The 25,269-nt window shown below is 64.2% G+C and carries 20 protein-coding genes; 10 read left to right on the top strand and 10 right to left on the bottom strand.

What is annotated here, in order from left to right:
- Positions 1-288: 288 nt before the first annotated feature.
- Positions 289-504, top strand: a complete 216-nt coding sequence (rmf, locus tag ACQ4OD_RS20000; RefSeq protein ID WP_003248687.1) for a ribosome modulation factor — start codon at positions 289-291, stop codon at positions 502-504.
- A gap of 139 nt (positions 505-643) precedes the next feature.
- Here the strand turns inward: rmf and ACQ4OD_RS19995 are convergent, their stop codons facing one another.
- The gene (locus ACQ4OD_RS19995) at positions 644-1,669 is read right to left on the bottom strand and encodes a quinone-dependent dihydroorotate dehydrogenase (RefSeq protein ID WP_102682737.1); all 1,026 of its coding nucleotides are present in this window, start codon (positions 1,667-1,669) and stop codon (positions 644-646) included.
- 94 nt (positions 1,670-1,763) lie between these two features.
- Between ACQ4OD_RS19995 and ACQ4OD_RS19990 the strand changes: the two genes are divergently transcribed.
- The 4 genes from ACQ4OD_RS19990 to ACQ4OD_RS19975 all read left to right on the top strand — a co-directional run bounded on the left by ACQ4OD_RS19990 (position 1,764) and on the right by ACQ4OD_RS19975 (position 6,659).
- Positions 1,764-3,008: a CmpA/NrtA family ABC transporter substrate-binding protein gene (locus ACQ4OD_RS19990; protein WP_198755638.1), complete on the top strand. Its 1,245-nt coding sequence runs from the start codon at positions 1,764-1,766 to the stop codon at positions 3,006-3,008.
- Positions 3,009-3,018: 10 nt separating this feature from the next.
- A complete protein-coding gene (locus tag ACQ4OD_RS19985; protein WP_046854754.1) occupies positions 3,019-3,594 on the top strand; it encodes an ANTAR domain-containing response regulator in 576 nt (191 codons plus the stop codon).
- Between the two features lie 173 nt (positions 3,595-3,767).
- A complete protein-coding gene (locus ACQ4OD_RS19980; protein ID WP_258701433.1) occupies positions 3,768-4,979 on the top strand; it encodes a nitrate/nitrite transporter in 1,212 nt (403 codons plus the stop codon).
- A 9-nt stretch (positions 4,980-4,988) separates the two neighbouring features.
- Complete coding sequence (locus ACQ4OD_RS19975; protein WP_430944811.1) at positions 4,989-6,659, top strand: protein kinase domain-containing protein; 1,671 nt, start codon at positions 4,989-4,991, stop codon at positions 6,657-6,659.
- A 110-nt stretch (positions 6,660-6,769) separates the two neighbouring features.
- Here the strand turns inward: ACQ4OD_RS19975 and ACQ4OD_RS19970 are convergent, their stop codons facing one another.
- From ACQ4OD_RS19970 to ppsA, 8 genes are all read right to left on the bottom strand, one after another.
- Positions 6,770-7,810 (bottom strand): OmpA family protein, encoded by a 1,041-nt coding sequence (locus ACQ4OD_RS19970; RefSeq protein ID WP_046854751.1) that lies wholly within the window; start codon positions 7,808-7,810, stop codon positions 6,770-6,772.
- Positions 7,811-7,920: 110 nt separating this feature from the next.
- Positions 7,921-8,487, bottom strand: a complete 567-nt coding sequence (gene sigX / locus ACQ4OD_RS19965; RefSeq protein ID WP_046854750.1) for an RNA polymerase sigma factor SigX — start codon at positions 8,485-8,487, stop codon at positions 7,921-7,923.
- Positions 8,488-8,600: 113 nt separating this feature from the next.
- Complete coding sequence (locus tag ACQ4OD_RS19960; RefSeq protein ID WP_102682732.1) at positions 8,601-9,425, bottom strand: mechanosensitive ion channel family protein; 825 nt, start codon at positions 9,423-9,425, stop codon at positions 8,601-8,603.
- Between the two features lie 2 nt (positions 9,426-9,427).
- Positions 9,428-9,691, bottom strand: a complete 264-nt coding sequence (locus ACQ4OD_RS19955) for a hypothetical protein (protein ID WP_038706516.1) — start codon at positions 9,689-9,691, stop codon at positions 9,428-9,430.
- 89 nt (positions 9,692-9,780) lie between these two features.
- A complete protein-coding gene (locus ACQ4OD_RS19950) occupies positions 9,781-10,776 on the bottom strand; it encodes a zinc transporter ZntB (RefSeq protein ID WP_110704517.1) in 996 nt (331 codons plus the stop codon).
- Positions 10,777-10,801: 25 nt separating this feature from the next.
- Positions 10,802-11,293 carry a ribonuclease E activity regulator RraA gene (gene rraA, locus ACQ4OD_RS19945; RefSeq protein WP_023630330.1) on the bottom strand — a complete coding sequence of 164 codons (492 nt, stop codon included), beginning with the start codon at positions 11,291-11,293 and terminating at the stop codon, positions 10,802-10,804.
- Between the two features lie 116 nt (positions 11,294-11,409).
- Entirely contained in the window at positions 11,410-12,402 is a 993-nt protein-coding gene (locus tag ACQ4OD_RS19940; RefSeq protein WP_430944810.1) for an alpha/beta fold hydrolase, read from the bottom strand.
- A gap of 183 nt (positions 12,403-12,585) precedes the next feature.
- Entirely contained in the window at positions 12,586-14,961 is a 2,376-nt protein-coding gene (gene ppsA, locus ACQ4OD_RS19935) for a phosphoenolpyruvate synthase (RefSeq protein WP_102682729.1), read from the bottom strand.
- Positions 14,962-15,139: 178 nt separating this feature from the next.
- Between ppsA and ppsR the strand changes: the two genes are divergently transcribed.
- The gene (gene ppsR, locus ACQ4OD_RS19930; protein WP_046854746.1) at positions 15,140-15,958 is read left to right on the top strand and encodes a posphoenolpyruvate synthetase regulatory kinase/phosphorylase PpsR; all 819 of its coding nucleotides are present in this window, start codon (positions 15,140-15,142) and stop codon (positions 15,956-15,958) included.
- A 143-nt stretch (positions 15,959-16,101) separates the two neighbouring features.
- On the opposite strand, the gene ACQ4OD_RS19925 is transcribed toward ppsR, so the two are convergent.
- Positions 16,102-20,967: an NAD-glutamate dehydrogenase gene (locus ACQ4OD_RS19925; protein WP_139669700.1), complete on the bottom strand. Its 4,866-nt coding sequence runs from the start codon at positions 20,965-20,967 to the stop codon at positions 16,102-16,104.
- A 290-nt stretch (positions 20,968-21,257) separates the two neighbouring features.
- Between ACQ4OD_RS19925 and ACQ4OD_RS19920 the strand changes: the two genes are divergently transcribed.
- The 4 genes from ACQ4OD_RS19920 (at position 21,258) to ACQ4OD_RS19905 (ending at position 25,114) form a co-directional block, all read left to right on the top strand.
- The gene (locus ACQ4OD_RS19920; protein ID WP_110704523.1) at positions 21,258-21,611 is read left to right on the top strand and encodes a hypothetical protein; all 354 of its coding nucleotides are present in this window, start codon (positions 21,258-21,260) and stop codon (positions 21,609-21,611) included.
- A 122-nt stretch (positions 21,612-21,733) separates the two neighbouring features.
- Positions 21,734-22,444 (top strand): FadR/GntR family transcriptional regulator, encoded by a 711-nt coding sequence (locus ACQ4OD_RS19915; protein WP_110704525.1) that lies wholly within the window; start codon positions 21,734-21,736, stop codon positions 22,442-22,444.
- A 101-nt stretch (positions 22,445-22,545) separates the two neighbouring features.
- Positions 22,546-23,739: an L-2-hydroxyglutarate oxidase gene (gene lhgO / locus ACQ4OD_RS19910; protein WP_430944809.1), complete on the top strand. Its 1,194-nt coding sequence runs from the start codon at positions 22,546-22,548 to the stop codon at positions 23,737-23,739.
- Between the two features lie 46 nt (positions 23,740-23,785).
- A complete protein-coding gene (locus tag ACQ4OD_RS19905; RefSeq protein ID WP_023632061.1) occupies positions 23,786-25,114 on the top strand; it encodes an MFS transporter in 1,329 nt (442 codons plus the stop codon).
- Positions 25,115-25,269: the final 155 nt, after the last annotated feature.

The raw sequence follows: 25,269 nt of genomic DNA, 5'->3' as shown, positions 1-25,269 counted from the left end.
ATTGACGTCAACGTTGACTAAACCCTGATCATAGCGGGCCCAACGGCAAACAAGGTTGAGTCGCATTTATTTACTTATCCCCTCACCCTCGGAAAGGTTACGTCCTTATGACAAATCGATCATTCACACTGTGACTCGCATTCGTTAGAACTGATCTCAGGCCGCACCGCAACGGGGCGGCACTTTCAGCCCGCGACGCCGGCAGCGGGCGCAAACCGGCAGAACGATTCTGCCCGGCCTCGGAGAGGCCGACGGGACATTACAGTCAACAAGTGAGGGCAACACCCTATGAGAAGACTTAAGCGTGATCCGTTGGAAAGAGCATATTCACGTGGCTACCAGTATGGAGTCACCGGCAAATCCCGCGAACTTTGCCCCTTCAATCTACCCTCTGTACGCCAAGCCTGGATCAACGGCTGGCGCGAAGGTCGCGGCGATAACTGGGATGGCATGACCGGCACCGCTGGCATTCATAGACTCAACGAAAATCACGCCGTTGGCTGAACGAGGACACTGAATTCGAGTCACCATGCGCGCCCTATCCGGGCGGCGGGCTGCGGCCCAGGGGCCCCTTTGAAGGGGCCCTTTTTTATGCACCTTATTTTCTCGCCACATCTTCTATACAGCGTGGGAGCGGCTCATTTCATGGTTTCGGCATCGCCGCAATCGCATCCACCGCTTCACGAATCAACGCCGGGCCTTTGTAGATGAAGCCCGAATAGATCTGCACCAGGCTAGCCCCAGCGGCGATCTTCTCAGCCGCGTGGCGCCCCTCGGTAATGCCGCCAGCGGCGATGATCGGCAGCTTGCCGCCCAGCTCGCCCGCCAGCACCTTCACCGTGTGCGTGCTCTTTTGCAGTACCGGCGCACCCGACAGGCCGCCCGCCTCGCCACCGAACGGCAGGCCTTCGACACCTTCGCGGCCCAGGGTGGTATTGGTGGCGATCACCGCGTCCATGCCCGACTCGCGCAGCGCCGCGGCCACCAGCGCGGTCTCTTCGTCGCTCATGTCCGGTGCAATCTTGATCGCCAATGGCACGCGCTTGCCGTTGGCCGTGGCCAGCTGTTCACGGCGCTCGGCCAGGGCATCGAGCAGTTGCTTGAGCGAGTCGCCGAACTGCAGCGAACGCAGGCCCGGGGTATTCGGCGAGCTGACGTTGACGGTGATGTAGCTGGCGTCGTTGTAGACTTTTTCCAGACAGATCAGGTAGTCGTCCTGGGCCCGCTCGACCGGGGTGTCGAAGTTCTTGCCGATGTTGATGCCCAGTACCCCGGTGTACTTCGAGGCGCGCACACGTGCCAGCAGGTGGTCGACACCGAGGTTGTTGAAGCCCATGCGGTTGATGATGGCCGTGGCTTCAGGCAGGCGGAACAGCCGCGGCTTGGGGTTGCCCGGCTGCGGGCGCGGCGTCACGGTGCCGATCTCGACGAAGCCGAAACCCAGCTGGGCGAAACCGTCGATGGCCGCGCCGTTCTTGTCCAGGCCTGCGGCCAGGCCGACCGGGTTGGCGAAGTTCAAGCCCATCACCGTCACCGGCAACGCCGCTGGCTGCTTGCACAGCAGACCATTGAGCCCCAGGCGGCCACCGGCGCCGATCAGGTCCAGCGAGAGGTCGTGGGAGGTTTCCGGGGAGAGCTTGAACAGCAGCTGGCGGGCCAGGGTATACATGGGCGGGCGGACTCGCGGTGTGTGAGGGGGCGATTATAGCCAGCGCGCCGCCGGGGCGACAGGGCCATGGCACATGGGTTGCTATGTCTGTTGCATGCCGCTCTATTGCGAACGCTCGAGGAACTCCGTGAACACACCCCTCCCGACAACGCCCCTGGCCTGGGTCAACGGCAGCGACGCGCCGGAAAAACCCAGCCTGGACATCGGCTTCATGGCCTTGACCGACTGCGCCTCGGTGGTGGTCGCCGCCACCCAGGGCTTCGCCCAGCCATTCGGCCTGACCTTAAACCTGCGCCGCCAGGCCTCCTGGGCTGGGCTGCGCGACAAGCTGGTCAGCGGCGAGCTCGACGCCGCCCACTGCCTGTATGGGCTGGTATACGCCGTGCACCTCGGTATCGGCGGCGTGCCCGCCAGCCCCCTGGCCGTGCTTATGGGCCTGAACCAGAACGCCCAGGCCATCAACCTCTCCCCCGCACTGCAGCGCAAGGGCGTGACCAACCCCGAGGCACTGGCGCGGCTGGTGCACCAGCAAGGCGCACTCACCTTCGCCCAGACCTTTCCCACCGGCACCCATGCCCTGTGGCTGTACTACTGGCTGGCCAGCCAGGGGATTCACCCATTGCGTGACGTCAGCAGCGTGGTGGTGCCCCCGGCGCAGATGACCGCCCACCTGCAGGCCGGGCGTATCGACGGCTTCTGCGTCGGCGAACCCTGGTCGGCGGACGCGCTTGCCAAGGGCCAGGGCTTCACCCTGGCCACTAGCCAGTCGATCTGGCCCGATCACCCGGAAAAGGTCCTGGCCTGCGCCCGGGGTTTCGTCGAACAGTACCCCAACAGCGCCCGGGCACTGATCCAGTCGGTACTCGCCGCCGCGCGCTTCATCGAGCAGAGCCAGGAGAACCGCCGCAGCACCGCGCAACTGCTCAGCGGCAGCGCCTACCTTGACACCCCCGTCGACAGCATCGAGCCGCGCCTGCTCGGCGACTATCAGGATGGCCTCGGTCATCGCTGGCACGACCCCCATGCCCTGCGCCTGTTCGACCAGGGCCGGGCCAACCTGCCCTACCTGTCCGACGGCATGTGGTTCATGACCCAGTTCCGCCGCTGGGGCCTGCTGCGTGAAGACCCGGACTACCTCGGGGTCGCCCGCCAGGTGCAACAGCTGGCCCTTTACCGCGAGGCCGCCTCGGCACTGGGCGTGCCCTGCGCCGACCTACCCATGCGCAGCAGCCTGCTGCTCGACGGACGTCGCTGGGACGGCAGTGACCCCCATGGCTATGCGCGCAGCTTCCCCCTGCACGCCCTGGACGCGGCGCCTGATGCCCGCGCCAGTCACTGAGGGGGCGAACATGCTGCGTATCCTGCTGATCGACGACACCGAAAAGAAAGTCGGTCGTCTCAAGGCCGCCCTGATCGAGGCCGGCTTCGAAGTGATCGAGGCCGGCAACCTGAGCATCGATCTGCCCGCCTGTGTCGAAACGGTGCACCCGGACGTGGTGCTGATCGATACCGAGTCACCTGGCCGCGATGTGATGGAGCAGGTGGTGCTGGTCAGCCGCGATCGCCCCCGTCCGATCGTGCTGTTCACCGACGAGCACGACCCCGACGTGATGCGCCAGGCGATCCAGGCTGGAGTCAGCGCCTACATCGTCGAGGGTATCCAGGCCACGCGCCTGCAGCCGATCCTCGACGTGGCCATGGCCCGTTTCGAAAGCGACCAGGCATTGAAGGCGCAATTGCTGGCCCGCGACCAGCAACTGGCCGAGCGCAAGCGCATCGAACAAGCCAAGGGGCTGCTGATGAAAATGAAGGACTGCAACGAGGAAGCGGCCTACACCCTGATGCGCCGCCAGGCCATGAGCCGCCAGCAGAAGCTGATCCAGGTGGCGGAGCAGATCATCGCCATGTCGGAGATGCTGGGCTAGTTGCAATGACCCGCAGACCTTGGCCCGTCTCTTGCTCATGGAACACCAGGTAGCCAACGGCGGTTGCCCCCCAGACCCCGACAAAGACGTCGCTCCCCAGCCACTTATCCGTGGACCGGGCAGCGGCGTCTTTTCGTTTCCGCCCCTGCGTTGCGCGCCCCACGAGGTGTCCGATGAATACGAGCTTCTGGAAATCCGGGCATGTGCCCACCCTGTTCGCCGCCTTCCTGTATTTCGACTTGAGCTTCATGGTCTGGTACCTGCTCGGCCCGATGGCGGTGCAGATTGCCGCCGACCTGCAACTGACCGCACAGCAACGGGGCCTGATGGTGGCCACGCCGATCCTGGCCGGCGCGCTGCTGCGCTTTGCCATGGGTCTGCTGGTCGATCGCCTGTCGCCCAAGACCGCCGGGCTGATCGGCCAGGCGGTGGTGATCGTCGCCCTGGCCTGCGCCTGGCAGTTGGGCGTGCGCAGCTACGAACAAGCCTTGCTGCTGGGTGTGTTCCTTGGTTTTGCCGGGGCCTCGTTCGCCGTGTCCCTGCCGCTGGCCTCGCAGTGGTACCCGCCGCAGCACCAGGGCAAGGCCATGGGCATCGCCGGTGCCGGCAACTCCGGCACGGTGTTCGCCGCCCTGCTGGCGCCGGCGTTGGCCGCCGCCTTCGGCTGGAACAATGTGTTCGGCTTTGCCCTGCTGCCGCTGCTGCTGACCCTGGTGCTATTCGCCTGGCTGGCCCGCAATGCCCCGCAACGGCCCAAGCCCAAGGCCATGGCCGACTACCTCAAGGCCCTCGGCGACCGCGACAGCTGGTGGTTCATGTTCTTCTACAGTGTCACCTTCGGCGGCTTCATCGGCCTGGCCAGCGCCCTGCCTGGCTATTTCAGCGATCAGTACGGCCTGAGCCCGGTGACCGCCGGCTACTACACCGCCGCCTGTGTGTTTGCCGGCAGCCTCATGCGTCCGCTCGGCGGCGCCCTGGCCGATCGCTTCGGTGGTATCCGCACCCTGCTGGCGATGTACGGCGTGGCCGCCGTGTGCATCGCGGCGGTGGGCTTCAACCTGCCCAACGCGGCGGCAGCCCTGGCGCTGTTCGTCAGCGCCATGCTCGGGCTGGGGGCCGGAAATGGCGCGGTGTTCCAGCTGGTGCCGCAGCGCTTCCGCCAGGAGATCGGCGTGATGACCGGGCTGATCGGCATGGCCGGCGGCATCGGTGGCTTCCTGCTCGCCGCGGGCCTTGGCACCATCAAGCAGCACACCGGCGACTACCAGCTCGGCCTGTGGCTGTTCGCCAGCCTGGGCCTGCTCGCCTGGTTTGGCCTGCATGGCGTCAAGCAGCGCTGGCGCACCACCTGGGGCTCGGCGGCGATCACTGCGGCGCGGGTCTGAGGCGCACCCATGAGCCTGCTACTGAGCTTCGCCCAGGCCAGCGCCACAGGCCCGCGCACGGAAAACCAGGATGCCATGCGCCTGGTCACCCCGGCAGCCGAACTGGCAGCCAGCAAAGGCTACTTGTGCGCGCTGGCCGACGGCGTCAGCCAGTGCGCCGACGGCGGCCTGGCAGCACGCGCCAGCTTGCAGGCCCTGGCCCTCGACTACTACGCCACGCCCGCCACCTGGAGCGTGGCCCAGGCCCTGGACCGTCTGCTGGTGGCGCAGAACCGCTGGCTGCGCGCCCAAGGCAATGGCCAGCCGCTGCTCACCACCCTCAGCGCCCTGGTGCTGCGCGGGCGACGCTTCACCCTCGCCCACGTCGGCGACTGCCGGGTGTACCGCTGGCAGGACGACCAGCTGCAATGCCTGAGTGAAGACCATGTGTGGGACCAGCCCGGCATGCAGCACGTGCTCAAGCGCGCGCTGGGGCTGGACCAGCAGTTGCTGGTGGACTATCTGGAAGGCGATCTGCACGAAGGCGAGTGCTTCGTGCTGCTCAGCGACGGCGTGTGGGCCAGCCTGGGCGATGTGCATATCCAGTCGATCCTGCGCGAACACCCCGACCTGCAGGAAGCCGCCGATACCCTCGTGGCCAGCGCCCATCACTGCGGCAGCCAGGACAATGCCAGCGCCTTGCTGGTACGAGTCGACCAGCTGGGCGCGAGCAACCTGGGCGACACCCTGGCGCAGCTCAAGCAGTGGCCGCTGCCAGCCGCTTTGCGTGAAGGCCAGATGATCGATGGCTGGCAGGTCGACGGTTTGCTGGCCCAGAGCAGGCAAGCGCTGCTCTACCGCACCCGTGACCCGCAAGGTCGGCCCTGGTTGCTCAAGACCCTGCCCCCGGCCCGCGACAACGAGCCCGGGGCCGCCCAGACCTTGCTCATGGAAGAGTGGTTCCTGCGCCGGGTCGCCGGCCGCCACTTCCCCGAAGTGCACCCGGCCAGCCAGCGCCAGCACCTGTACTACCTGATGCGCGAATACCCGGGCACGACCCTCGCCAGCCTGCTCGTGGCGAGCGGCCCGCTGCCCCTGGCGCAATGGCTGGAAATGGCGCGCCAGCTGCTGCAGGCTGTCGGCGCACTGCACCGGCGCAACCTGCTGCACCGTGACATCAAGCCGGAAAACCTTCACTTGGGCGAAGATGGCCAGTTGCGCCTGCTCGACTTCGGGCTGGCGTACTGCCCGGGGCTTTCCGAAGACCCGCCCCACGCCTTGCCAGGCACGCCTTCGTTCCTTGCCCCGGAAGCCTACGACGGCCTGCCCCCTGCGCCGCGTCAGGACCTCTATGCCGCGGGCGTGACGCTTTACCAGCTGCTTACCGGCCACTACCCCTACGGCGAAGTCGAGGCGTTCCAACGGCCACGCTTCGGTACGCCAGTAAACCCGGCGCGCTACCGCCCGGATGTGCCGGAGTGGTTGCAGCACAGCCTGTTGCAGGCGGTGGCGGCAGATCCAGCGCAGCGCTTCGAGACCGCCGAACAGTGGTTGCTGTTGCTGGAGCGGGGGGATCGCCAGGAACTGGACGAGCGACCACGGCCGCTGCTTGAGCGTGAGCCACTGAAGGTATGGCGCACGATTGGGTTGCTGTCGCTGCTGTTGAACATGGTGCTGTTGCTGGTTCTGCTCAAGCACTAGGCTCTGTACGAGCCTAAGCACACAGGCAAACCGCGCCCCATAGGCACCCAGAAATCGCGGACAAAGAAAAACCCGGCCGAGGCCGGGTTTTTCGTGAAGCGTCAAACCAATTACTTGGCCTGGGCTTCTACCTGAGCTTCTACGCGACGGTTGACGGCGCGGCCAGCTTCGGTGGCGTTGTCGGCGACCGGACGGGTCTCACCGTAGCCAACCGAGTCAACACGGCTCGATTCAACACCGTACTGCTGGGTCAGGACCTGCTTGACAGCGCTGGCACGACGCTCGGACAGCTTCTGGTTGTAAGCGTCTGGGCCGACGGAGTCAGTGTGACCTTCCACGGTGGTGGTGGTCTGTGGGTACTGCTTCATGAAGTCAGCCAGGTTCTTGATGTCGCCGTAGCTGTTTGGCTTGACGACCGACTTGTCGAAGTCGAACTTGACGTCCAGCTCAACGCGAACGACTTCGGCAACAGCCGGGCAGCCATCAGCGTCAACGGTAACGTTGGCTGGGGTGTCAGGGCACTTGTCGACGTTGTCGCAGACGCCATCGTTGTCGCTGTCGGAGCAGACTTCGGCAACTGGAGCAGGCGCAGGAGCGGCTTTCTGGCCACCGCTGCCACCGAAGTTCAGACCCAGACCAACGGTCGGACCCCACTCGGTGTTGCCGTTGTCGATGTTGTACATGGCTTCGACGCCGGCACGGGCGAAGAACATGTCGGTGATGTACCACTTGGCGCCAGCGCCAACGTTGGCGAAGGTGGAGTGGTCACGGCCGCTACGAGTGGCCTGGCCCAGGCTCTCGTGAGCGAAACCGGCGGAAACGTACGGACGCAGTGCATCGCCTACGGTACCGAAGTGGTAGGTAGCGTCGAGCTTGGTCTTGGAGCCTTTGATGTCTTTGTTGAAGACTTCACCACGAGCGTTGTGGGTCTCGTTGTAGCCCAGGTCCAGGGAGACGTCGTCGGTCAGGAAGTAACCGAGGCGAACACCTGGATTGGTGCCGGTGTTCTTGAAGTTACGTTCGCTGTCGTAGAACTGCTTGGTAACGTTACCTTCGATTTCGACTGCGCCTTGGCCTTGAGCCAGAGCGCCGAGCGAAGTCACGGCTACGAGCGAGCCAATGGCCAAGCCCAAGGTGTTTTTCAATTTCATCCGTTAAATCCCCATCTGGTGATAGTTAAGCAGTCCCACCAACATCCGGGGGACAACTCGACGGCAAGTCTAGCAGAACTTGCCGGTTGGTTAGAGGTATTTGCAGGCCACTAAGTTTCAGCCACGCCTGCAAATTTCTCTCTAAGCTTGTCGAGCGCACGCTTGTAGCGCATTTTCGTGGCGCTCAGGCCCATGTGCATGATGTCCGCGATTTCCTGGAATTCCAGCTCCGCGACAAAGCGCAGCACCAGGATTTCCCGGTCGATCGGGTTCACATGTACCAGCCATTTATCCAGCCCGCCTTTTTCTTCCGGCTTTGGTGCCTTGTCCTCGGACGCCTCTTCGACAGGGTCCAGGCTCAGCGCATCCATCAGCCGGCGTTTGCGACGCTCCTTGCGGTACTGGGTGATGCATTCGTTGTAGGTGATGCTGTAGAGCCAGGTCTTGAACTTGGACTTGCCCTCGAAGTTCTTCAACCCGTAGAGCACCTTGAGCATCACCTCCTGACAGACATCGTCGGCATCCCGATCGTTCCCCAGGTAGCGCGCACAGACGTTGAACAGCGTGCGCTGGTAGCGCCGCATGAGCTCCTCATAGGCGCGGGTGACGTGAAACAGCTCCTCATGCGAACGCGCCACCAACTCCTCGTCGGTGAGCTCGCGGGGGTCATAACGCATGGGCGGCGAATGAACTTTATTCAAAACGGATCTGGCCGACAGTCAGGTCAATGTCGCCGCTCGGCCCCGTGGGCCGATTTTTGCGGCGGCATACATTAACAGCTTTTGTGCGGTTAGCGGCTATTCACGCGCTGCTCGAGGAGCTCGCGATTAGACAACGACACCAATTCGCCATCATCGGTCAGCAGGGTCGTCTTGACCGTGCCGATCTCCTCGATGTGCCCTTCGACCTCGCCAATCCGCACCTGCTGGCCAACCTGGTAAAGCTCGCGCACATAGATGCCGGCCAGGATCTGCCCGGCGATTTCGCGGCTGCCCAAGCCCATCGCCAGGGCAATTGCCAGACCAACGGTAATCAGCCCGATGACGATCACGTGGTTGAGCAGGTCGGTCTTGACCTCCAACTGGCTGATGGCTACCGAAATACTGATGATGATCACCAGACCCTGGACGATACGCCCAACGCCAGCAGCGTACTCCAGGCCGATGCCCTCGGCGGCGCCACGCACTAGGCCGTTGGCCAGTTGAGCCAACAGCACGCCGGCCAGCATCACCAGTGCCGCACCAAACACCTTGGGCAGGTACAACGCCAGCATGTCCAGGGTCGCCGAGACCCGCTCCAGGCCCAGCGACTCCGCCGCCGAAACCAGGAAGATCAACAGCACGAACCAATAGACGATCTTGCCGATCAATGTCGAGATCGGAACCTGGATACCAATCCGGGCGAGCATCTTGGTCAGGCCGGTGCCGCTCATCAGGCGGTCCAGGCCGAACTTGGCCAGCACCTTGGACAGCAAGGTGTCGAGCAGCTTGGCCACGACGAAACCAAGCAGCACCACGACCAGCGCGCCGAACAGGTTGGGGATGAAGTTCGCCACCTTGGTCCAAAGGGCAGTCATGGCGGTGACCAGGCTCTGGGTCCAGAGATCGAGTTCCATATTCAATCGGCCTTATCTGCAGGGCTGCCTGCGGCAGGGTTGCGGGTAGAGTTGCGGCGCACCGGCGCCACATGCGCCGAGCCATTGTTCACGGCGATCAGCAGCGCCTGGCTCCAGCGGCCAAGCAGGCTGAACAGATCGCCCGCGCCAACCTGGCGGTTGGCGGTCTTGAGCACACGACCCAGGCACGCGGCGTCGTCACGGTCCTGGCCGGACGGCGACGCCTTGAGCAGGTCACGCAGGGATTCTTCAAACGGATCGTGCATGGGCACCTCGCGCAATGTGAGTCAAAGACGTGGGTGCCAAGCGATGGGTCACACCTGCCACTGGGGCGAATGTTTCAAAATACCTCATTTCAGACCCAGCGCAGCCGACGGAACAACCACCACTGCCCCGCCGCCAGCCCCAGCACCACGGTGCAGGCGAGCGCGAAGCCGTAGGGGTTTTCCGCCCCGGGAATACCGCCGACATTGATGCCCAGCAGGCCCGTGACAAAGCTCATGGGCAGGAAAATGCAGGTAATGATGCCAAACCGGTACATGGTCCGGTTCATCCGCTCGCTGCGGCGCCGATCCTCGCTTTCCAGCACCAGGGCGGCTCGCTCGCGAGCCAGTTCGAGTTCTTCGAGGTAGCGGATCAGGCTGTTGTTCAGCTCGTTCCAGTAGTCCGCGTCAGCATCGGCGAACCAACTGCATTTATTGCGCGATAGCTGGGCATAGATATCGCGCTGAGGGGCAAGGAAACGGCGCAGGCCGGCGGCACGACGGCGGATCTGCTGCAGGCTGCCCTGTGCCGGCGAATACCGTTCGTCGGATTCTGCCTTCTCCTCTTCCAGATCGACCGCTTCGGACAGGTCGCTGACCAGCGCCTGGACCTTTTCGGTCAACAGTTCGCCCATCAGCAACAACAGTTCGGAAGCCGTTTTCGGGCCCCGGCCCTCATCCAGTTGCTGGAGCACCTCGTCGCTGGCGCGCAGCGGCCGCAAACGCAGCGAGATGACTCGCCGCGCCTCGGCGAAGATACGCACCGAGACCATGTCCTCGGGTTCGGCACCCGGGTTGAGATTGACCCCGCGCAGGAACAGCAGCATCTGCTCGCCGGCCATCTGCAACAGGCGCGGGCGGGTGTTCTCCTCAAGCAACAGTTCGCAGGCGAACTCGCTCAGACCGCTGTCGTGCAGCAGCCAGGTGCGGGTCTGCGGATGGCTGCGGTCCCAGTGCAGCCACAGGCTCTCCTGGGGCTGCAACTGCAGGTCGTCCAGCTCGGTGCGGGCGATCGAACGCGCGCCACCCTTGCCATCGAGCACCAGGGCATGCACCAGGCCCCATTGCGCGTTGTCTTCCTCGAACATCAAAGCTCCATGGGTGTGCGGCGAATCACTCGGGCATCTTCAGCGGGCTTGGCGAGACCAGCACGCCGTTGTTGTCGGCGTACACGTATTCGCCCGGGCGGAAGGTCACGCCGGCAAAGGTCACCGCGACATTGAGGTCGCCAATGCCGCGCTTGTCAGTCTTCATCGGGTGGCTGGCCAGGGCCTGGATACCGACATCGGTCTGCGCCAGCACGTCCACGTCACGCACGCAGCCGTAGATCAGCAGGCCTTCCCAGCCATTCTTCGCGGCCTTCTCCGCGAGCATGTCGCCCAGTAGCGCACGGCGCAGCGAACCGCCGCCGTCGACCACCAGGACCTTGCCCTTGCCGTCGAGCTCGACCTGTTCCTTGACCAGGGAATTGTCTTCGAAGCACTTGATGGTGACGATTTGGCCGCCGAATGAGTCGTGGCCGCCGAAGTTGCTGAACATGGGTTCGAGCACCTGGACCAGGTCCGGGTAGGCGTCGCACAGGTCGGGCGTTACGTAATGCTGCATGGGAAACTCCTGTCAGTCACAACGAAAGCGGGTGTCGGCCAAGGCTACACCTTGGGAGGGCCGGCAGTCATCCGGGACCGAGCAGTCAGTTGAACCGTCGCCGCGCCGGCCGATGTTCAACTGGCAGCCACAGGCTCCATCACCACCGTCGAGGCATGCACCGGCACCAGGGGGTCGCGCAGCCAGCGCTCCATCAACGGCCACACCTGCGTCTGCGCCGCCTTGCTGACCAGCATGTCGACATGCCCGAAGGCCTCGAAGCCCTCCTCCCGACCCAGGCGCAGGAACTGCCTGGCATCACCGCCAAACTGCTCGAACAGCTTGCGGCAGGCCCACACCGGATCCTGGAAGTCACCGGCCCCGGCCACCGCCAGCAGCGGCACCTCGACTTCGGCCAGCCCCGCCCACCAGTCCTTCTCCTTGTCGCCGAAGCGGCCGAACAGGCCATTCCAGCGCAGGCTCTCCAGGGCCAGGCCGATGGGTTCGTCTTCCGGGCCCCGCTTGAGGCGCGAACCGGAAATCTGCGCAAAACGCTTGAGCAGCATGCGCGCGCCCCACTCCACCGGTGGCACTTTTAACGACCAATAAACCCGGCTGACCTGGGTACCAAACAACGCCGCACTGGCCACCAGGCCGGTGTCGAGATAGCCGCTGCCCAGCGCCGCCGCCAACGTGGTGCCGCCCAGCGAGTGGCCGATCCAGCGCGGTACCTGCCCGGCTTTTTCATGTACGAAGGCGCCGATCACCGGCAGGTCGTAGCGCGCATAGTCGGCCACGCGGTTCTGCCGCCAGTCGCGGTTGCGCGGCGACAGGCCGTGGCCACGCATCTCCGGGATCCACACATCGAAACCGGCGCGCGCCAGGTAGGCGCCCAGGCCGATGCCCTTGGGCGAATACCAGAAGCGCCGGTTGGAGAAGCTGCCGTGCAGGAGAATGACCGGCATGCCCTGGACGCGGTCCTGATCGGCCAGGCCCAGGCGGGTGACGGCCAGCTCTACGCTCGCATCCGGGCTGTTGCCGGCCTTGATCCGGTAGACGTCTTCGCTGAGGTCGCCGCGGCGCTCGGCACTGAGCAACGCGACGGGAAATTGGGTGCTGCTGCTTTGCATGGCTTCACAAATTCATTGGACATGAAACGTGGGAGCGGCGGTGCGCCGATGCGACTTGCCCACGATGGCGTCAGAGCAGACTACAGAGGTGTCTTCACTGACGCTATCGCGGGGCAAGTCGCATCGGCGCACTGCCGCTCCCACGCACTAACACCAGGGCGCAACAGGCGCCCTGTTACCGCATCAGGCCGCGCCCTGGCCTTCGGCCAGGAAGAACCAGGTCTCGAGCACCGAGTCCGGGTTCAGCGACACGCTTTCGATGCCCTGCTCCATCAACCACTTGGCCAGGTCGGGGTGGTCCGACGGGCCCTGGCCGCAGATGCCGATGTACTTGCCGGCCTTGTTGCACGCGGCGATGGCGTTGGCCAGCAGCTTCTTCACGGCAGGATTTCGCTCATCGAACAGGTGGGCGATGATGCCGGAATCGCGGTCCAGGCCCAGGGTAAGCTGGGTCAGGTCATTGGAGCCGATGGAGAAGCCGTCGAAGTACTCGAGGAACTCTTCGGCCAGGATGGCGTTGGACGGCAGTTCGCACATCATGATCACGCGCAGGCCGTTGTCGCCGCGGGCCAGGCCGTTTTCGGCGAGCAGGTCGACGACCTGGCTGGCCTCGCCCAGGGTGCGCACGAACGGCACCATGATCTCGACGTTGGTCAGGCCCATCTCGTTGCGCACGCGCTTGAGCGCACGGCACTCGAGCTCGAAGCAGTCACGGAACGACTCGCTGATGTAGCGCGACGCACCGCGGAAGCCCAGCATCGGATTTTCTTCTTCCGGCTCGTAGAGCTTGCCGCCGATCAGGTTGGCGTATTCGTTGGACTTGAAGTCCGAAAGGCGCACGATGACCTTTTTCGGGTAGAAGGCCGCAGCCAGGGTGCTGATGCCCTCGACCAGCTTCTCGACATAGAAGCCGACCGGGTCGTTGTAGCCGGCAATGCGCTTGTCGACGCTCTCTTTCAGCTCCGGCGGCAGGCCGGCGTAGTTGAGCAGCGCCTTGGGGTGCACGCCGATCATACGGTTGATGATGAACTCCAGGCGCGCCAGGCCGACACCGGCATTGGGCAACTGGGCGAAGTCGAAGGCGCGGTCCGGGTTGCCGACGTTCATCATGATCTTGAACGGCAGCTCCGGCATGGCATCGACCGAGTTCTGCTTGATGTCGAAGCCCAGCTCACCTTCGAAGATGAAGCCGGTGTCGCCTTCGGCGCAGGAAACGGTGACGCCCTGGCCGTCCTTCAGGACCTGGGTGGCGTTACCGCAGCCGACCACCGCCGGGATGCCCAGCTCACGGGCGATGATCGCCGCATGGCAGGTACGCCCGCCACGGTTGGTCACGATGGCGCTGGCGCGCTTCATCACTGGTTCCCAGTCAGGGTCGGTCATGTCCGAGACCAGCACATCGCCTGGCTGGACCTTGTCCATCTCGGACACGTCGTTGATCACGCGGACCTTGCCGGCGCCGATGCGCTGGCCGATGGCGCGGCCCTCGACCAGCACGGTGCCCTTCTCTTTCAGCAGGTAGCGCTCCATGACATTCGCGCTGGCGCGGCTCTTCACGGTCTCGGGACGGGCCTGGACGATGTACAGCTTGCCGTCGTCACCGTCCTTGGCCCACTCGATGTCCATCGGGCGCTGGTAGTGCTGTTCGATGATCATGGCCTGCTTGGCCAGTTCATTGACTTCGTCGTCGCTCAGGCAGAAGCGCGCACGCTCGGCGCGGTCGACCTCGACGGTCTTGACCGAACGACCGGCCTTGGCTTCGTCGCCATAGACCATCTTGATCGCCTTGCTGCCCAGGTTGCGGCGCAGGATCGCCGGGCGACCGGCCTGCAAGGTGTTCTTGTGCACGTAGAACTCGTCCGGGTTGACCGCACCCTGAACCACGGTTTCACCCAGGCCATAGGCACCGGTGATGAACACCACGTCGCGGAAGCCCGACTCGGTGTCCAGGGTGAACATCACGCCCGCGGTACCGGTCTCGGAGCGGACCATGCGTTGCACGCCAGCGGACAGGGCGACCAGCTTGTGGTCGAAGCCCTGGTGCACGCGGTAGGAAATGGCCCGGTCGTTGAACAGCGAGGCGAACACTTCCTTGGCCGCGCGGATCACGTTGTCGACGCCACGGATGTTGAGGAAGGTCTCCTGCTGGCCGGCGAAGGAGGCGTCCGGCAGGTCTTCGGCGGTGGCCGAGGAACGCACGGCCACGGCCATGTTGTCATTGCCCTGGGACATTTCGGCGAAGGCGGTTCGGATTTCCGAATCGAGACGCGCCGGGAAATCGGCTTCCATCACCCACTGGCGGATCTGCGCGCCGGTCTTGGCCAGGGCGTTGACATCGTCGACATCCAGCGCGTCGAGCGCCGCATGAATGCGGTCGTTGAGGCCACTTTGCTCGAGAAAATCGCGGTACGCCTGAGCCGTAGTGGCAAAGCCGCCCGGCACCGAGACACCGGCACCTGCGAGGTTACTGATCATCTCGCCCAGGGATGCGTTCTTGCCCCCCACATGCTCCACATCATGGACGCCGAGCTTATCGAGGGAAACTACGTACTCTACCAAGGTGATCTCTCCACTAACTGTATTGGAAAAGCTCAAGGGCGCCCGCCTGCCTGAATGACTGGGCCGGACGCTTGTGGCCTGGACCTGGAAAATAAGTGAGAATGCCGTGCAACCGCGTTCGGCAAACCGAACCTATCATATCCAGAAATCTTCGGCAGCTTAAGGCCCCCAGGTGCAAATGAAACGAACCGCGTTCTTCATCTCCGACGGTACCGGCATCACTGCAGAAACGCTGGGCCAGAGCCTGCTCGCACAATTCGAGAGCATTCCGTTCAATAAATTCACGCGCCCCTACATCGACACGCTGGAAAAGGCCCGGGCCATGGTCCAGCAAATCAACGCCGCGGCCGAGCGCGACGGGGTGCGTCCGATCATTTTCGACACCATCGTCAACCAGGACATCCGTGAGGTCATGGCCACCTCCAATGGCTTCATGATCGACATCTTCTCGACGTTTTTATCCCCTCTCGAGCAGGAATTGACCGCCCATTCGTCGTATTCCGTGGGCAAATCCCACTCGATCGGTGGCAATTCCAACTACATGGAGCGTATCGAGGCGGTCAACTTCGCCCTGGACAATGACGACGGCGCACGCACCCACTACTACGACAAGGCCGACCTGATCCTGGTGGGCGTGTCGCGCTGCGGCAAGACCCCGACCTGCCTGTACATGGCCATGCAGTTCGGCATTCGCGCCGCCAACTACCCGCTGACCGAGGACGACATGGAGCGCCTGCAGTTGCCGGCGGTGCTCAAGAAGCACCACAACAAGCTGTTCGGCCTGACCATCGACCCCGACCGCCTGACCGCGATCCGCCACGAACGCAAGCCCAACAGCCGCTACGCAAGCTTCGCCCAGTGCGAGTTCGAGGTGCGCGAAGTGGAGAACCTGTTCCGTCGGGAGAACATTCCCAACATCAATTCCACGCATTTTTCGGTGGAGGAGATTTCGGCGAAGATCCTGGTGGAGAAAGGGGTGGAGCGGCGGTTCAAGTAACGCGAGGGGCTCGTCACAAGATTTTTATCGCCAGTGAGACCGCGCGGGCGGCGCTCGATTCGCGCACCACCACAAACTCCGCGCACGCCCCATGAAAAAGCCCCGGCATCGCTGCCGGGGCTTTTTTCACTTCAGCGCAAGGCTCAGGACGGAATCACCGCCGCCTGACCGCTCAGCGCCAGGTCGACCAGCTCGCGGTTGGCCACCGCGTACATCGCATAGTCGGTGCCAGTGGCGTTGCGCAGGTCGTCGAGCATGGCGCGCCAGCGCTCGACCATCACCCGGTGCTGCTCGCACCACAGGGCCACGCGGGCGTCCATGTCTTCCGGCGCGTCGGCCATCTGCAGCACGGAGATGGTGATCGCCCGCTGCTGCAGGTCGATGTCGTCGCGGAACGCCTCGCGGGCCAGGGCCTGCCAGTTGTTCTCCACCGGCAGGTTGCTGATCTCCTGCAGGTACCAGGTCAGGTCCAGCGAGCTGCCCACCGCGAAGAACGCCTTGGCCACCTGCGCCGGATCGTGCCCGGTGACATCCGAGGCCTCGATGATCGGCAGCAGGGTGTACAGGTGCGTGGTGCCAGCGACCATGCGCGCCAACAACTCCGGTACCCCGGCGTCGACGAAGCCCTGGTAGCGGTTCATCCAGCGCTCGCGGGTCGGCCCCTCCAGCAGTTCGTCGAGTTTCAGCCCCAACTGGGCGATCTTCGGCCCGAAGTGAGCCACATCACGCCCAGCATCCTGCTCGTTGCGGCGGCTGCGCAGGAACCAGCGGGTGGCCCGACGGCCCAGACGCATCAGTTCGTCCATCAGGGTCAGCTGAATCTCGGCCGGGACTTGGTAGTCCAGGGCCTCGATCTGGCGGAACCAGTGCGGCAGGTGGAAGATGTCGCGCACGATCACGTAGGCGCCCGCCACGTTGGCCGGGCTCATGCCGGTGGACTCCTTCAGGCGCTGCACGAAGGTGATGCCCATGTTGTTGACCAGGTCGTTGGCGATCTGGGTGCTGACGATCTCGCGCTTCAGGCGGTGGCGACGCATGGAGTCGGCGAACTTGCTGACCAGCGACGGCGGGAACGCGGTCTCCATGTCGCGGGTCAGGTAGTCGTCGTCCGGCACCAGCGACTTGAGCAGTTGCTCCTTGAGGTCGATCTTGCTGTACGAGATCAGCACCGACAGCTCGGCGCGGGTCAGGCCCTGCCCGGCCGCCAGGCGTTCGGCCAACTGTTCCTCGCTGGGCAGGAACTCGATGGCGCGGTCCAGCTTGCCACGTGCTTCCAGGTCAGCCATCAGGCGCTTGTACTCGGCGATGCGCTCGCGGGCACGGCGTGCCGCCAGCGACAGCGCTTGCGTCTGCTTGTAGTTGTTGCCCAGCACCAGCCCGGCGACTTCGTCGGTCATGCTGCCCAGCAGCTGGTTGCGCTGCTTCTCGGTCATGTCGCCACCCTGCACCACTTCGTTGAGCAGGATCTTGATGTTGACCTCGTGGTCGGAGCAGTCGACGCCACCGGCGTTGTCGATGAAGTCGGTGTTGGTGGCGCCGCCATTGAGACCGAACTCGACACGGCCGAGCTGGGTCATGCCCAGATTGCCGCCCTCGCCCACCACCTTGCAGCGCAGCTCGTTGCCGTTGACGCGCAGGGCGTCGTTGGCCTTGTCGCCAACATCGGCGTGGCTTTCCGTACTGGCCTTGACGTAGGTGCCGATGCCGCCGTTCCACAGCAAGTCCACCGGCGCCTGCAGCAGTGCATGCAGCAGTTCGGTCGGGGTCAGGCGGTCGGCCTCGATGGCGAAGCGTTCCTTCATCTGCGGGCTGATGGCGATGCTCTTGGCGCTGCGCGGGAAGATCCCGCCGCCTTCGGACATGATGCCGGTGTCGTAGTCGCTCCAGGCTGAACGCGGCAGGTCGAACAGGCGCTTGCGCTCGGCGAAGCTGGTGGCCGGGTCCGGATTCGGGTCGATGAAGATGTGCAGGTGGTTGAACGCCGCCACCAGTTGCAGCTTGTCGGACATCAGCAGACCGTTGCCGAACACGTCGCCGGCCATGTCACCGACACCGACCACGGTGATCGGGTCTTCCTGCACGTTGATGCCGCGCTCGCGGAAGTGGCGCTGCACGCCCACCCACGCGCCACGGGCAGTGATACCCATCTTCTTGTGGTCATAGCCGGCCGAGCCGCCCGAGGCGAACGCATCACCCAGCCAGAAGCCGTAGTCGATGGCGATGCCGTTGGCGATGTCGGAGAAGGTCGCGGTGCCCTTGTCCGCCGCCACCACCAGGTACGGATCGTCGTCATCGTGGCGCACCACGTTGGCCGGCGGCACTACGCCACCGTCCTTGAGGTTGTCGGTGATGTCGAGCAGGCCCGAGATGAAGATACGGTAGCACGCCACGCCTTCGGCGGCGATCTCGTCACGGCTGCCGCCCAGCGGCAGGCGACGCGGCAGGAAGCCGCCCTTGGCGCCAACCGGCACGATCACCGAGTTCTTCACCTGCTGGGCCTTGACCAGGCCGAGCACCTCAGTGCGGAAGTCTTCCTCGCGGTCCGACCAGCGCAGGCCGCCGCGGGCGACGTTGCCGAAGCGCAGGTGCACGCCCTCGACCCGTGGCGAATAGACGAAGATCTCGAACTTCGGCACCGGCTTGGGCAGCTCGGGGATCAGCTTGGGGTTGAACTTGAAGCTGAAGTACGACTTGTTCTGCCCGTTGGCGTCCGGCTGGTAGAAGTTGGTGCGCAGGGTCGCCTTGATCAGGTCCAGGTAGCGACGCAGGATGCGGTCCTCGTTGAGCACCTGCACGTCGTCCAGAGCGGTGAGTATCGCCTGTTCCAGGCGCTGCTGCTTGTCGTCGAGGTCTTCGTTGGTGAGCTTGCGCGCCAGGTAGAATCGGGTCTTGAACAACCGGGTCAGCTCGCGGGCGATATCGGTGTGGTTGTTCAGGGTGCTGGCGATGTAGCCCAGGTCGAAGCCCAGGCGGATCTGCTTGAGGTAACGGGCGTAGGCCCGCAGCAGCGCGACGTCGCGCCACGGCAGGCCAGCGGTCAGCACCAGGCGGTTGAACGCGTCGTTCTCGGCATCGCCCTTGACGATATGGACGAAGGCGTCCTGGAAGGTGTCGTTGAGCTGCTGGATGTCAAGGTTGAGGCCTTCGCTGTAGGTGAAGGCGAAGTCGTGGATCCAGAACTCGCGGCCACTGGCGTGGCGCAGGCGGTAGGGGAACTCGCCGAGCACGCGCAGGCCGAGGTTTTCCAGGATCGGCAGCACGTCCGACAGTGCCAGTGGCGTATCGGCGTGGTAGAGCTTGCAGTGCAGCGTGCGCTCACCGAGCTGGGTCAGCGGCTGGTAGAAGCTCATGGCCAGCGGCTTGGCCTCGGACAGGTTGAGCACATGTTGCATGTCGACCACTGCCGAGTGCGCGGCGAAGCGCTCGCGATAGCCGGCCGGGAAGCCTTTCGGGAAATCGGCGAGGATGTTGGTGCCGTGGGCTTCGCCAAAGTTTTCCACCACCAGCGCCGAGAAGTCGTCCTGCCACGAACGGCAGGCCTGGATCACTTCGTTCTCCAGTTGCTGCGGGTCGATCTCGATGCGGTTCTTCGGGTCGACCCGCAGGATCAACTGGACGCGGGCCAGCACAGACTCGGAGAAGAAGGTCCAGAACTCGCAGTCGGTGGCTTTCAGGCGCTCCATCAGCACCTGCTGGATCTTCTGCCGCACCTCGGTGGAGTAGATCTCGCGCGGTACGTAGGCCAGGCAGTAGCAGAAGCGGCCGTACGGATCCTTGCGCAGGAACACGCGGATCTTGTTGCGTTCCTGGATCTGCACGATCGACATGGCGGTGCTGAACAGCTCGTCCACCGGGGTCTGGAACAGGTCGTCGCGGGGCAGCACTTCGAGGACCTGGGCCAGTTCCTTGCCCAGGTGCGCTTTCGGATCGAAGTGCGAACGGCGCTCGACTTCAGCGACCTTGCCGCGGATGTAGGGAATGGTGTGCACGCTCTCGCCGTACACCGACGAGGTGTACAGGCCCATGAAGCGGCATTCCTTGACGACCTTGCCGTCCTGGTCGATCTGGCGGATCGACACGTAATCCGGGTAGGCCGGACGATGCACGCGGCTCGGCTGCGAGGCTTTGGCGAACGACAGCAGGCGCGGTTCGCGCAGGTAGGCGACGGCGTAGTCCTCGATGCGCAGGTCGTCGGCGCCAAGACCGGCGCGCAGCAGGCGGGCCAGGCCCAGGAACGAAGCGTCGTCGTAGACCAGGTGGCCGCCGTCGGCGTCGGACTCGACGGTGAACTCCTCATAGCCGAGGAAGGTGAAATGGTTGTCCAGCAGCCACGACAGGAAGCTTTTCACCTCAGCCTTGTCGTTCTGCGCGGGGCCGAAGGCGTTCTGCTCCACCAGTTCCAGCAGCTCGCGGATCTTGGCTTTCATCGGCTCGAAGTCGGTGACCACGCCGCGCACCTCGGCCAACACCTGCTCCAGCTCCATGGTCAGGGTGTTGAGCTCGGCGGTATTGGAGCAGCGGTCGATCTCCAGGTACATCAGCGATTCATGGTTGACGCCCTCGCCCAGGGTGCCCTTGGGCAGCAGCTCGACCAGCTCGCCCTTGGCGCCGCGGCGCACGCTGAGCACGGTGGTCTGCAGGGTGTGGATGCTGTAGCCGCGGCGGTTGAGCTCGGTGCGCACCGAGTCGACCAGGAATGGCAGGTCGTGGTGCAGTACCTCGACCACGGTGTGCGTGGACTGCCAGCCGTGGCGTTCGTAATCGGGGTTGTAGACCCGCACCTGCGGGTGCGCGGCGTCGAAGCGCTCGATGATGCGCCAGGCGGACAGCGTGCAGCCGGCCAGGTCCGACAGCCTGCGCTGAGTGAGTTCGTCCAGAGAGATGATGCCGAAGAACTGTTCAGCGAACAGTGCCACTTGTGGCAGGGACTGTTCGTTGATGTGCTGCGCCAGGGCCGCTTGCAGTTGATGCTGGAAGTCGGCTTTGCTGGCTGCGGTGAAGAACGCCATCTGTGGTACTCCGCTTGGGCTTTGTTATAGGTGAAGCGTCGCGTACATGCGCCTTGTACGGATCAACCATAGCCAACCCGTGGCAAGACAGAAGCGTTGGGTACCTGCAAAAGCGACTGCCAGGTGGCTGTGCCTTTACGGGAACCCATCGACAGGGCAGCTTAACGACTGAACGGTCACTTGGGCTTGCAGCGCTGCGACAATTTCGGTCAATGCGCGGTAACTTTACGTTTATCAGTGTGCGCAAGGCTGTCAGAATTCCTTTTCATTTCCATTGATCCGAGTGCGCCATGCAATTGAAAACCGCCCTGCTCTTCGCCACCCCCTGCGACGACGAGGAAGACAACATGGCGACCCTGTGCTGCCACAGCGACAAGGGCCAGATGTTCCTGCTGACCCGCTACCCGGACGAGGACACCGTCGACCTGACCCTGGACGACGAGCCGTCGACGCTGGACGGGCTGAAGGTGACCTTGAGTGCCACCCGCCTGCTGATCGAGGTGGCGGCCGGGGATCGCGACGCGCTGAAGGGCGACGAGGAACTGGAGATCATCCTGACCACCTCGGGCAGCGACCTGGAGGAAGTGGCGCTGACCTTGCGCAACATCCTCGACGGGACCGGGACGTTCGTGTCCGAGATCTAGGCAGGTCATCCGGGCCTCGTCGCGGGGCTTGAGTCTTGCGCGATGAAGGCACAAGACCATTGACAGCCGCAGGCGCGGACGGGCATTGTCTGACAACCTGACCAATAGGCACCCGCACGCCCATGCTAGAGCTACAGCGTCCCGACACCCTCGTTGAACGCGTCGTCAGCGCCATTCGCGCCGAGATCGATGCCGGCCGCCTGGCCGCCGAGTCGCGTCTGCCCACCGAACAGCAGTTGGCCGAACAGCTCAATGTCAGCCGCTCGGTCGTGCGCGAGGCCGTGGCGCAGCTCAAGGCCGATGGCGTGCTGATCGCTCGCCGCGGGCTCGGTTCGTACATCTCGCAGACTCCCAACGGCACGGTGTTCCGCTTTCCCGGCAGCAACGGGCGCAAGCCGGACCTGGTGCAGATGTTCGAGATGCGCCTGTGGATCGAGACCCAGGCCGCCGCCATCGCCGCTCGCCGCCGCGACGCCGACGACCTGCAGCGCATGGCCGCGGCTCTGGGCACCATGGAAGACCCGCGCAGCGACTTCGCCACCGCCGCGGCCGCCGACGTGGCCTTTCACCGGGCCATCGCCGATGCCGGCAAGAACGACTACTTCGTCGCCTTCCACGATTTCCTCGGTGGCCAGCTGGCCGCAGCGCGCCGCACCGCCTGGGAAAACTCCGCCACCCCGGCCGTGGGCGGTTCGGCCGACGCCCTCCGTGAGCACCGGGCGCTGTACCAGGCCATTGCCGACGGTGATCGGCAGGCGGCCGCCGCCTGCGCCGAGGCCCATCTGCGCGCTTCGGCCAAGCGCCTGAAACTCGATCTTCCCGACCTCGACTGATTCTGGAGACCCCTATCGCAGCCTGGCGAGGTTTTACGCGCACTACTTAGTCTGACAACCTGATAAGCAGATTCACCGACAAGAATTCCAAGGTACCCTGCATGACTTACGACTATTGCATCATCGGCGGCGGCATCGTCGGCCTCGCCACCGCGATGGCCCTGCTCACCCGTCGCCCCGGCGCCTCGCTGCTGATCCTGGAAAAGGAAGCCAGCCTCGGCCGCCACCAGACCGGCCACAACAGCGGCGTGATCCATGCCGGCATCTACTACGCCCCCGGCAGCCTCAAGGCCGACCTGTGCAAGCGCGGCGCCCAGGCCACCAAGGACTTCTGCGCCGAGCACGGCATCGCCTTCGAGGTCTGCGGCAAGCTGCTGGTGGCCTCCAACGACCTGGAGATTCAGCGCATGCAGGCGCTGTACGAGCGTTCGCAACAGAACGGCCTGAAGGTCGAGCGCCTGCACGCCGGCGCCCTGCGTGAACGCGAGCCGAACATCGTCGGCAAGGGCGCGCTGTTCCTCGACGCCACCGGTATCGTCAACTACCAGCAGGTATGCGACGCCATGGCCAAGGTGATTCGCCAGGCCGGGGGCGAAGTGCACCTGTCCACCGCCGTGCGCGCCATCCAGGAGCATGCCGATCATGTCGCGGTCAGCACCGACGGCAACACCTGGCGCGCCCGCCAACTGGTGGCCTGCGCCGGCCTGCAATCCGACCGCCTGGCGCGCTTGGCCGGGGTGCAGATCGACCACCAGATCATCCCCTTCCGCGGCGAGTACTACCGCCTGCCACCAAGCAAGAACCAGATCGTCAACCACCTCATCTACCCGATTCCCGATCCGGAGCTGCCGTTCCTTGGCGTGCACCTGACACGAATGATTGACGGCAGTGTCACCGTCGGCCCCAACGCGGTGCTCGGCTTTGGCCGGGAGAACTACCGCAAGTTCTCGGTGAACTGGCGCGATGTCGCCGAGTACGCAGGCTTCCCCGGCTTCTGGAAAACCATCTGGAACAACCTGGGTTCCGGCACCACCGAGATGAAGAACTCGCTGTTCAAGCGTGGTTACCTGGAACAGTGCCGCAAGTACTGCCCATCCCTCGAAGTCGAGGATCTGCTGCCCTATGAGGCCGGCATCCGCGCCCAGGCGGTAATGCGCGACGGCACCTTGGTCCACGACTTCCTGTTCGCCGAGACGCCGCGCATGGTGCACGTATGCAACGCACCGTCGCCGGCCGCCACCTCGGCCATCCCCATCGGCCAGATGATCGCCGAAAAGATCCTCGAGGCCCGCTGAAGCACCTGCTGCATCCACTACTACAAAGACAACAAGGAAACCTCAGATGTCGGTATACGAGACGGCCCCGGCCGCGCCCGAAACCCCAGAGCAACAACGCAAGCGCCTGCGCAAGGTGGCGGCGGCGACCATCTTCGGTTCGATGCTGGAGTGGTATGACTTCTACCTCTACGCGACCATGGCGGCGATCGTCTTCTCGAAGATCTTCTTCGACCCGAGCAACCCGGCGGTGGCCTCGCTGCTGGCGTTCTCCACCTTCGCCATCGGCTTCATCGCCCGCCCGTTCGGCGGCGTGCTGTTCGGCTACCTGGGCGACCGTTTCGGGCGCAAGCATGTGCTGGTGATCACCTTCTGCATGATGGGTCTGTGCACCATGCTGATCGGCCTGATCCCCGGCTACGCAACCATTGGCATCTGGGCGCCGATCCTGCTGGTGATCATCCGCATCATCCAGGGCCTGGGCGCCGGTGCCGAGTTGTCCGGCGCGGCAGTAACCTCCTACGAACACGCCAGCGAAGGCAAGCGCGGCAGCCAGGGCGCCTGGCCGGCGCTGGGGCTGAACCTGGGCTTGCTGCTATCGTCGCTGACCGTGTACCTGCTGACCATGAACGGCAACGAATTCCTGCTGGCCGGCGGTTGGCGCATCCCGTTCATCGCCAGTATCGCGCTGGTGGCGGTGGGCCTGTGGGTGCGCAAGAGCATCCCCGAGACCCCGGACTTCAAGGAGCTGGACAAGGCCGACGACAAACCGCAGGTGTCGCCGCTGAAGCTGCTGTTCAGGAACGACCTCAAGGGCCTGGCCGTGGTGTTCTTCGTGGCGGTGGGCTACAACGCCCTGAGCTACATCTTCAAGACCTTCTCGCTGGCCTACCTCACCCAGTTCAAGGGCGTCGAGGCCCATGTCACCTCGCTGTCGGTGACCCTGGCCAGCCTGGTGGCGATCTTCGCCGTGCCGTTCTTCGGCTGGCTGTGCGACAAGTGGAGCAGCAAGACCGTGCTGATGCTCGGCGGGCTGCTGTCGGCGTTGTTCGCCTTCCCGTTCCTGCAACTGCTGTCGACTGGCGAGCCGATGATGATCTACTTGGCTATCGCCGTGGGCACCGGGATCCTGGCGCCGATGATGTTCGCCCCGCAGGGGTCGTTCCTCAGCCGGCAATTCCCCACGCAGACGCGCTCGTCCGGGTTCGGCACCGGGCGAGAGGTCGGTACCGCGGTGGCCGGTGGCCTGGCGCCGTTGGGTGGGCTGGCGCTGGTGGCAGGTTCGGCGACTCATTCCACCGATGGCGTGGCGATGATATTGGCGGTGGCCGGGGTGCTGGTGGTGGTGTTTGCGTTCTTTGACCAAGGGTGGCGGCATTCGAAGGCGAAGAACTAAACAAAGCCACGATCCGATCCGATCCGATCTTGATCTTGATCTTGATCTTGATCTTGATCTTGATCTTGATCTTGATCGCAAGATTAACTGCGTAGTCACTAGCGACAGCTGCGTTAGTTCAGGCGCCGCCCGTAACTTCGCGACTTCAGGAGGCC

Origin of the sequence: Pseudomonas sp. WC1, from assembly GCF_050586565.1 — a bacterium.
GTDB lineage: Bacteria > Pseudomonadota > Gammaproteobacteria > Pseudomonadales > Pseudomonadaceae > Aquipseudomonas.
The sequence above is the reverse complement of the archived record's forward strand: the minus strand, read 5'-3'. Positions and strand labels throughout refer to the sequence as shown.

Bases quoted from the DNA above. Each gene is read 5' to 3' on its own strand.
- ppsR (WP_046854746.1), top strand. From the start codon at position 15,140: ATGAAACGAACCGCGTTCTTCATCTCCGACGGTACCGGCATCACTGCA.
- ACQ4OD_RS19990 (WP_198755638.1), top strand. From the start codon at position 1,764: ATGCCGCTCTATTGCGAACGCTCGAGGAACTCCGTGAACACACCCCTC.
- ACQ4OD_RS19905 (WP_023632061.1), top strand. From the start codon at position 23,786: ATGTCGGTATACGAGACGGCCCCGGCCGCGCCCGAAACCCCAGAGCAA.
- ACQ4OD_RS19925 (WP_139669700.1), bottom strand. From the start codon at position 20,967: ATGGCGTTCTTCACCGCAGCCAGCAAAGCCGACTTCCAGCATCAACTG.
- ACQ4OD_RS19975 (WP_430944811.1), top strand. From the start codon at position 4,989: ATGAGCCTGCTACTGAGCTTCGCCCAGGCCAGCGCCACAGGCCCGCGC.
- lhgO (WP_430944809.1), top strand. From the start codon at position 22,546: ATGACTTACGACTATTGCATCATCGGCGGCGGCATCGTCGGCCTCGCC.
- ACQ4OD_RS19960 (WP_102682732.1), bottom strand. From the start codon at position 9,425: ATGGAACTCGATCTCTGGACCCAGAGCCTGGTCACCGCCATGACTGCC.
- ACQ4OD_RS19980 (WP_258701433.1), top strand. From the start codon at position 3,768: ATGAATACGAGCTTCTGGAAATCCGGGCATGTGCCCACCCTGTTCGCC.
- ACQ4OD_RS19920 (WP_110704523.1), top strand. From the start codon at position 21,258: ATGCAATTGAAAACCGCCCTGCTCTTCGCCACCCCCTGCGACGACGAG.
- ACQ4OD_RS19955 (WP_038706516.1), bottom strand. From the start codon at position 9,691: ATGCACGATCCGTTTGAAGAATCCCTGCGTGACCTGCTCAAGGCGTCG.
- rraA (WP_023630330.1), bottom strand. From the start codon at position 11,293: ATGCAGCATTACGTAACGCCCGACCTGTGCGACGCCTACCCGGACCTG.
- rmf (WP_003248687.1), top strand. From the start codon at position 289: ATGAGAAGACTTAAGCGTGATCCGTTGGAAAGAGCATATTCACGTGGC.
- ACQ4OD_RS19995 (WP_102682737.1), bottom strand. From the start codon at position 1,669: ATGTATACCCTGGCCCGCCAGCTGCTGTTCAAGCTCTCCCCGGAAACC.
- ACQ4OD_RS19985 (WP_046854754.1), top strand. From the start codon at position 3,019: ATGCTGCGTATCCTGCTGATCGACGACACCGAAAAGAAAGTCGGTCGT.
- ACQ4OD_RS19940 (WP_430944810.1), bottom strand. From the start codon at position 12,402: ATGCAAAGCAGCAGCACCCAATTTCCCGTCGCGTTGCTCAGTGCCGAG.
- ACQ4OD_RS19915 (WP_110704525.1), top strand. From the start codon at position 21,734: ATGCTAGAGCTACAGCGTCCCGACACCCTCGTTGAACGCGTCGTCAGC.
- ACQ4OD_RS19950 (WP_110704517.1), bottom strand. From the start codon at position 10,776: ATGTTCGAGGAAGACAACGCGCAATGGGGCCTGGTGCATGCCCTGGTG.
- sigX (WP_046854750.1), bottom strand. From the start codon at position 8,487: ATGCGTTATGACCCCCGCGAGCTCACCGACGAGGAGTTGGTGGCGCGT.
- ACQ4OD_RS19970 (WP_046854751.1), bottom strand. From the start codon at position 7,810: ATGAAATTGAAAAACACCTTGGGCTTGGCCATTGGCTCGCTCGTAGCC.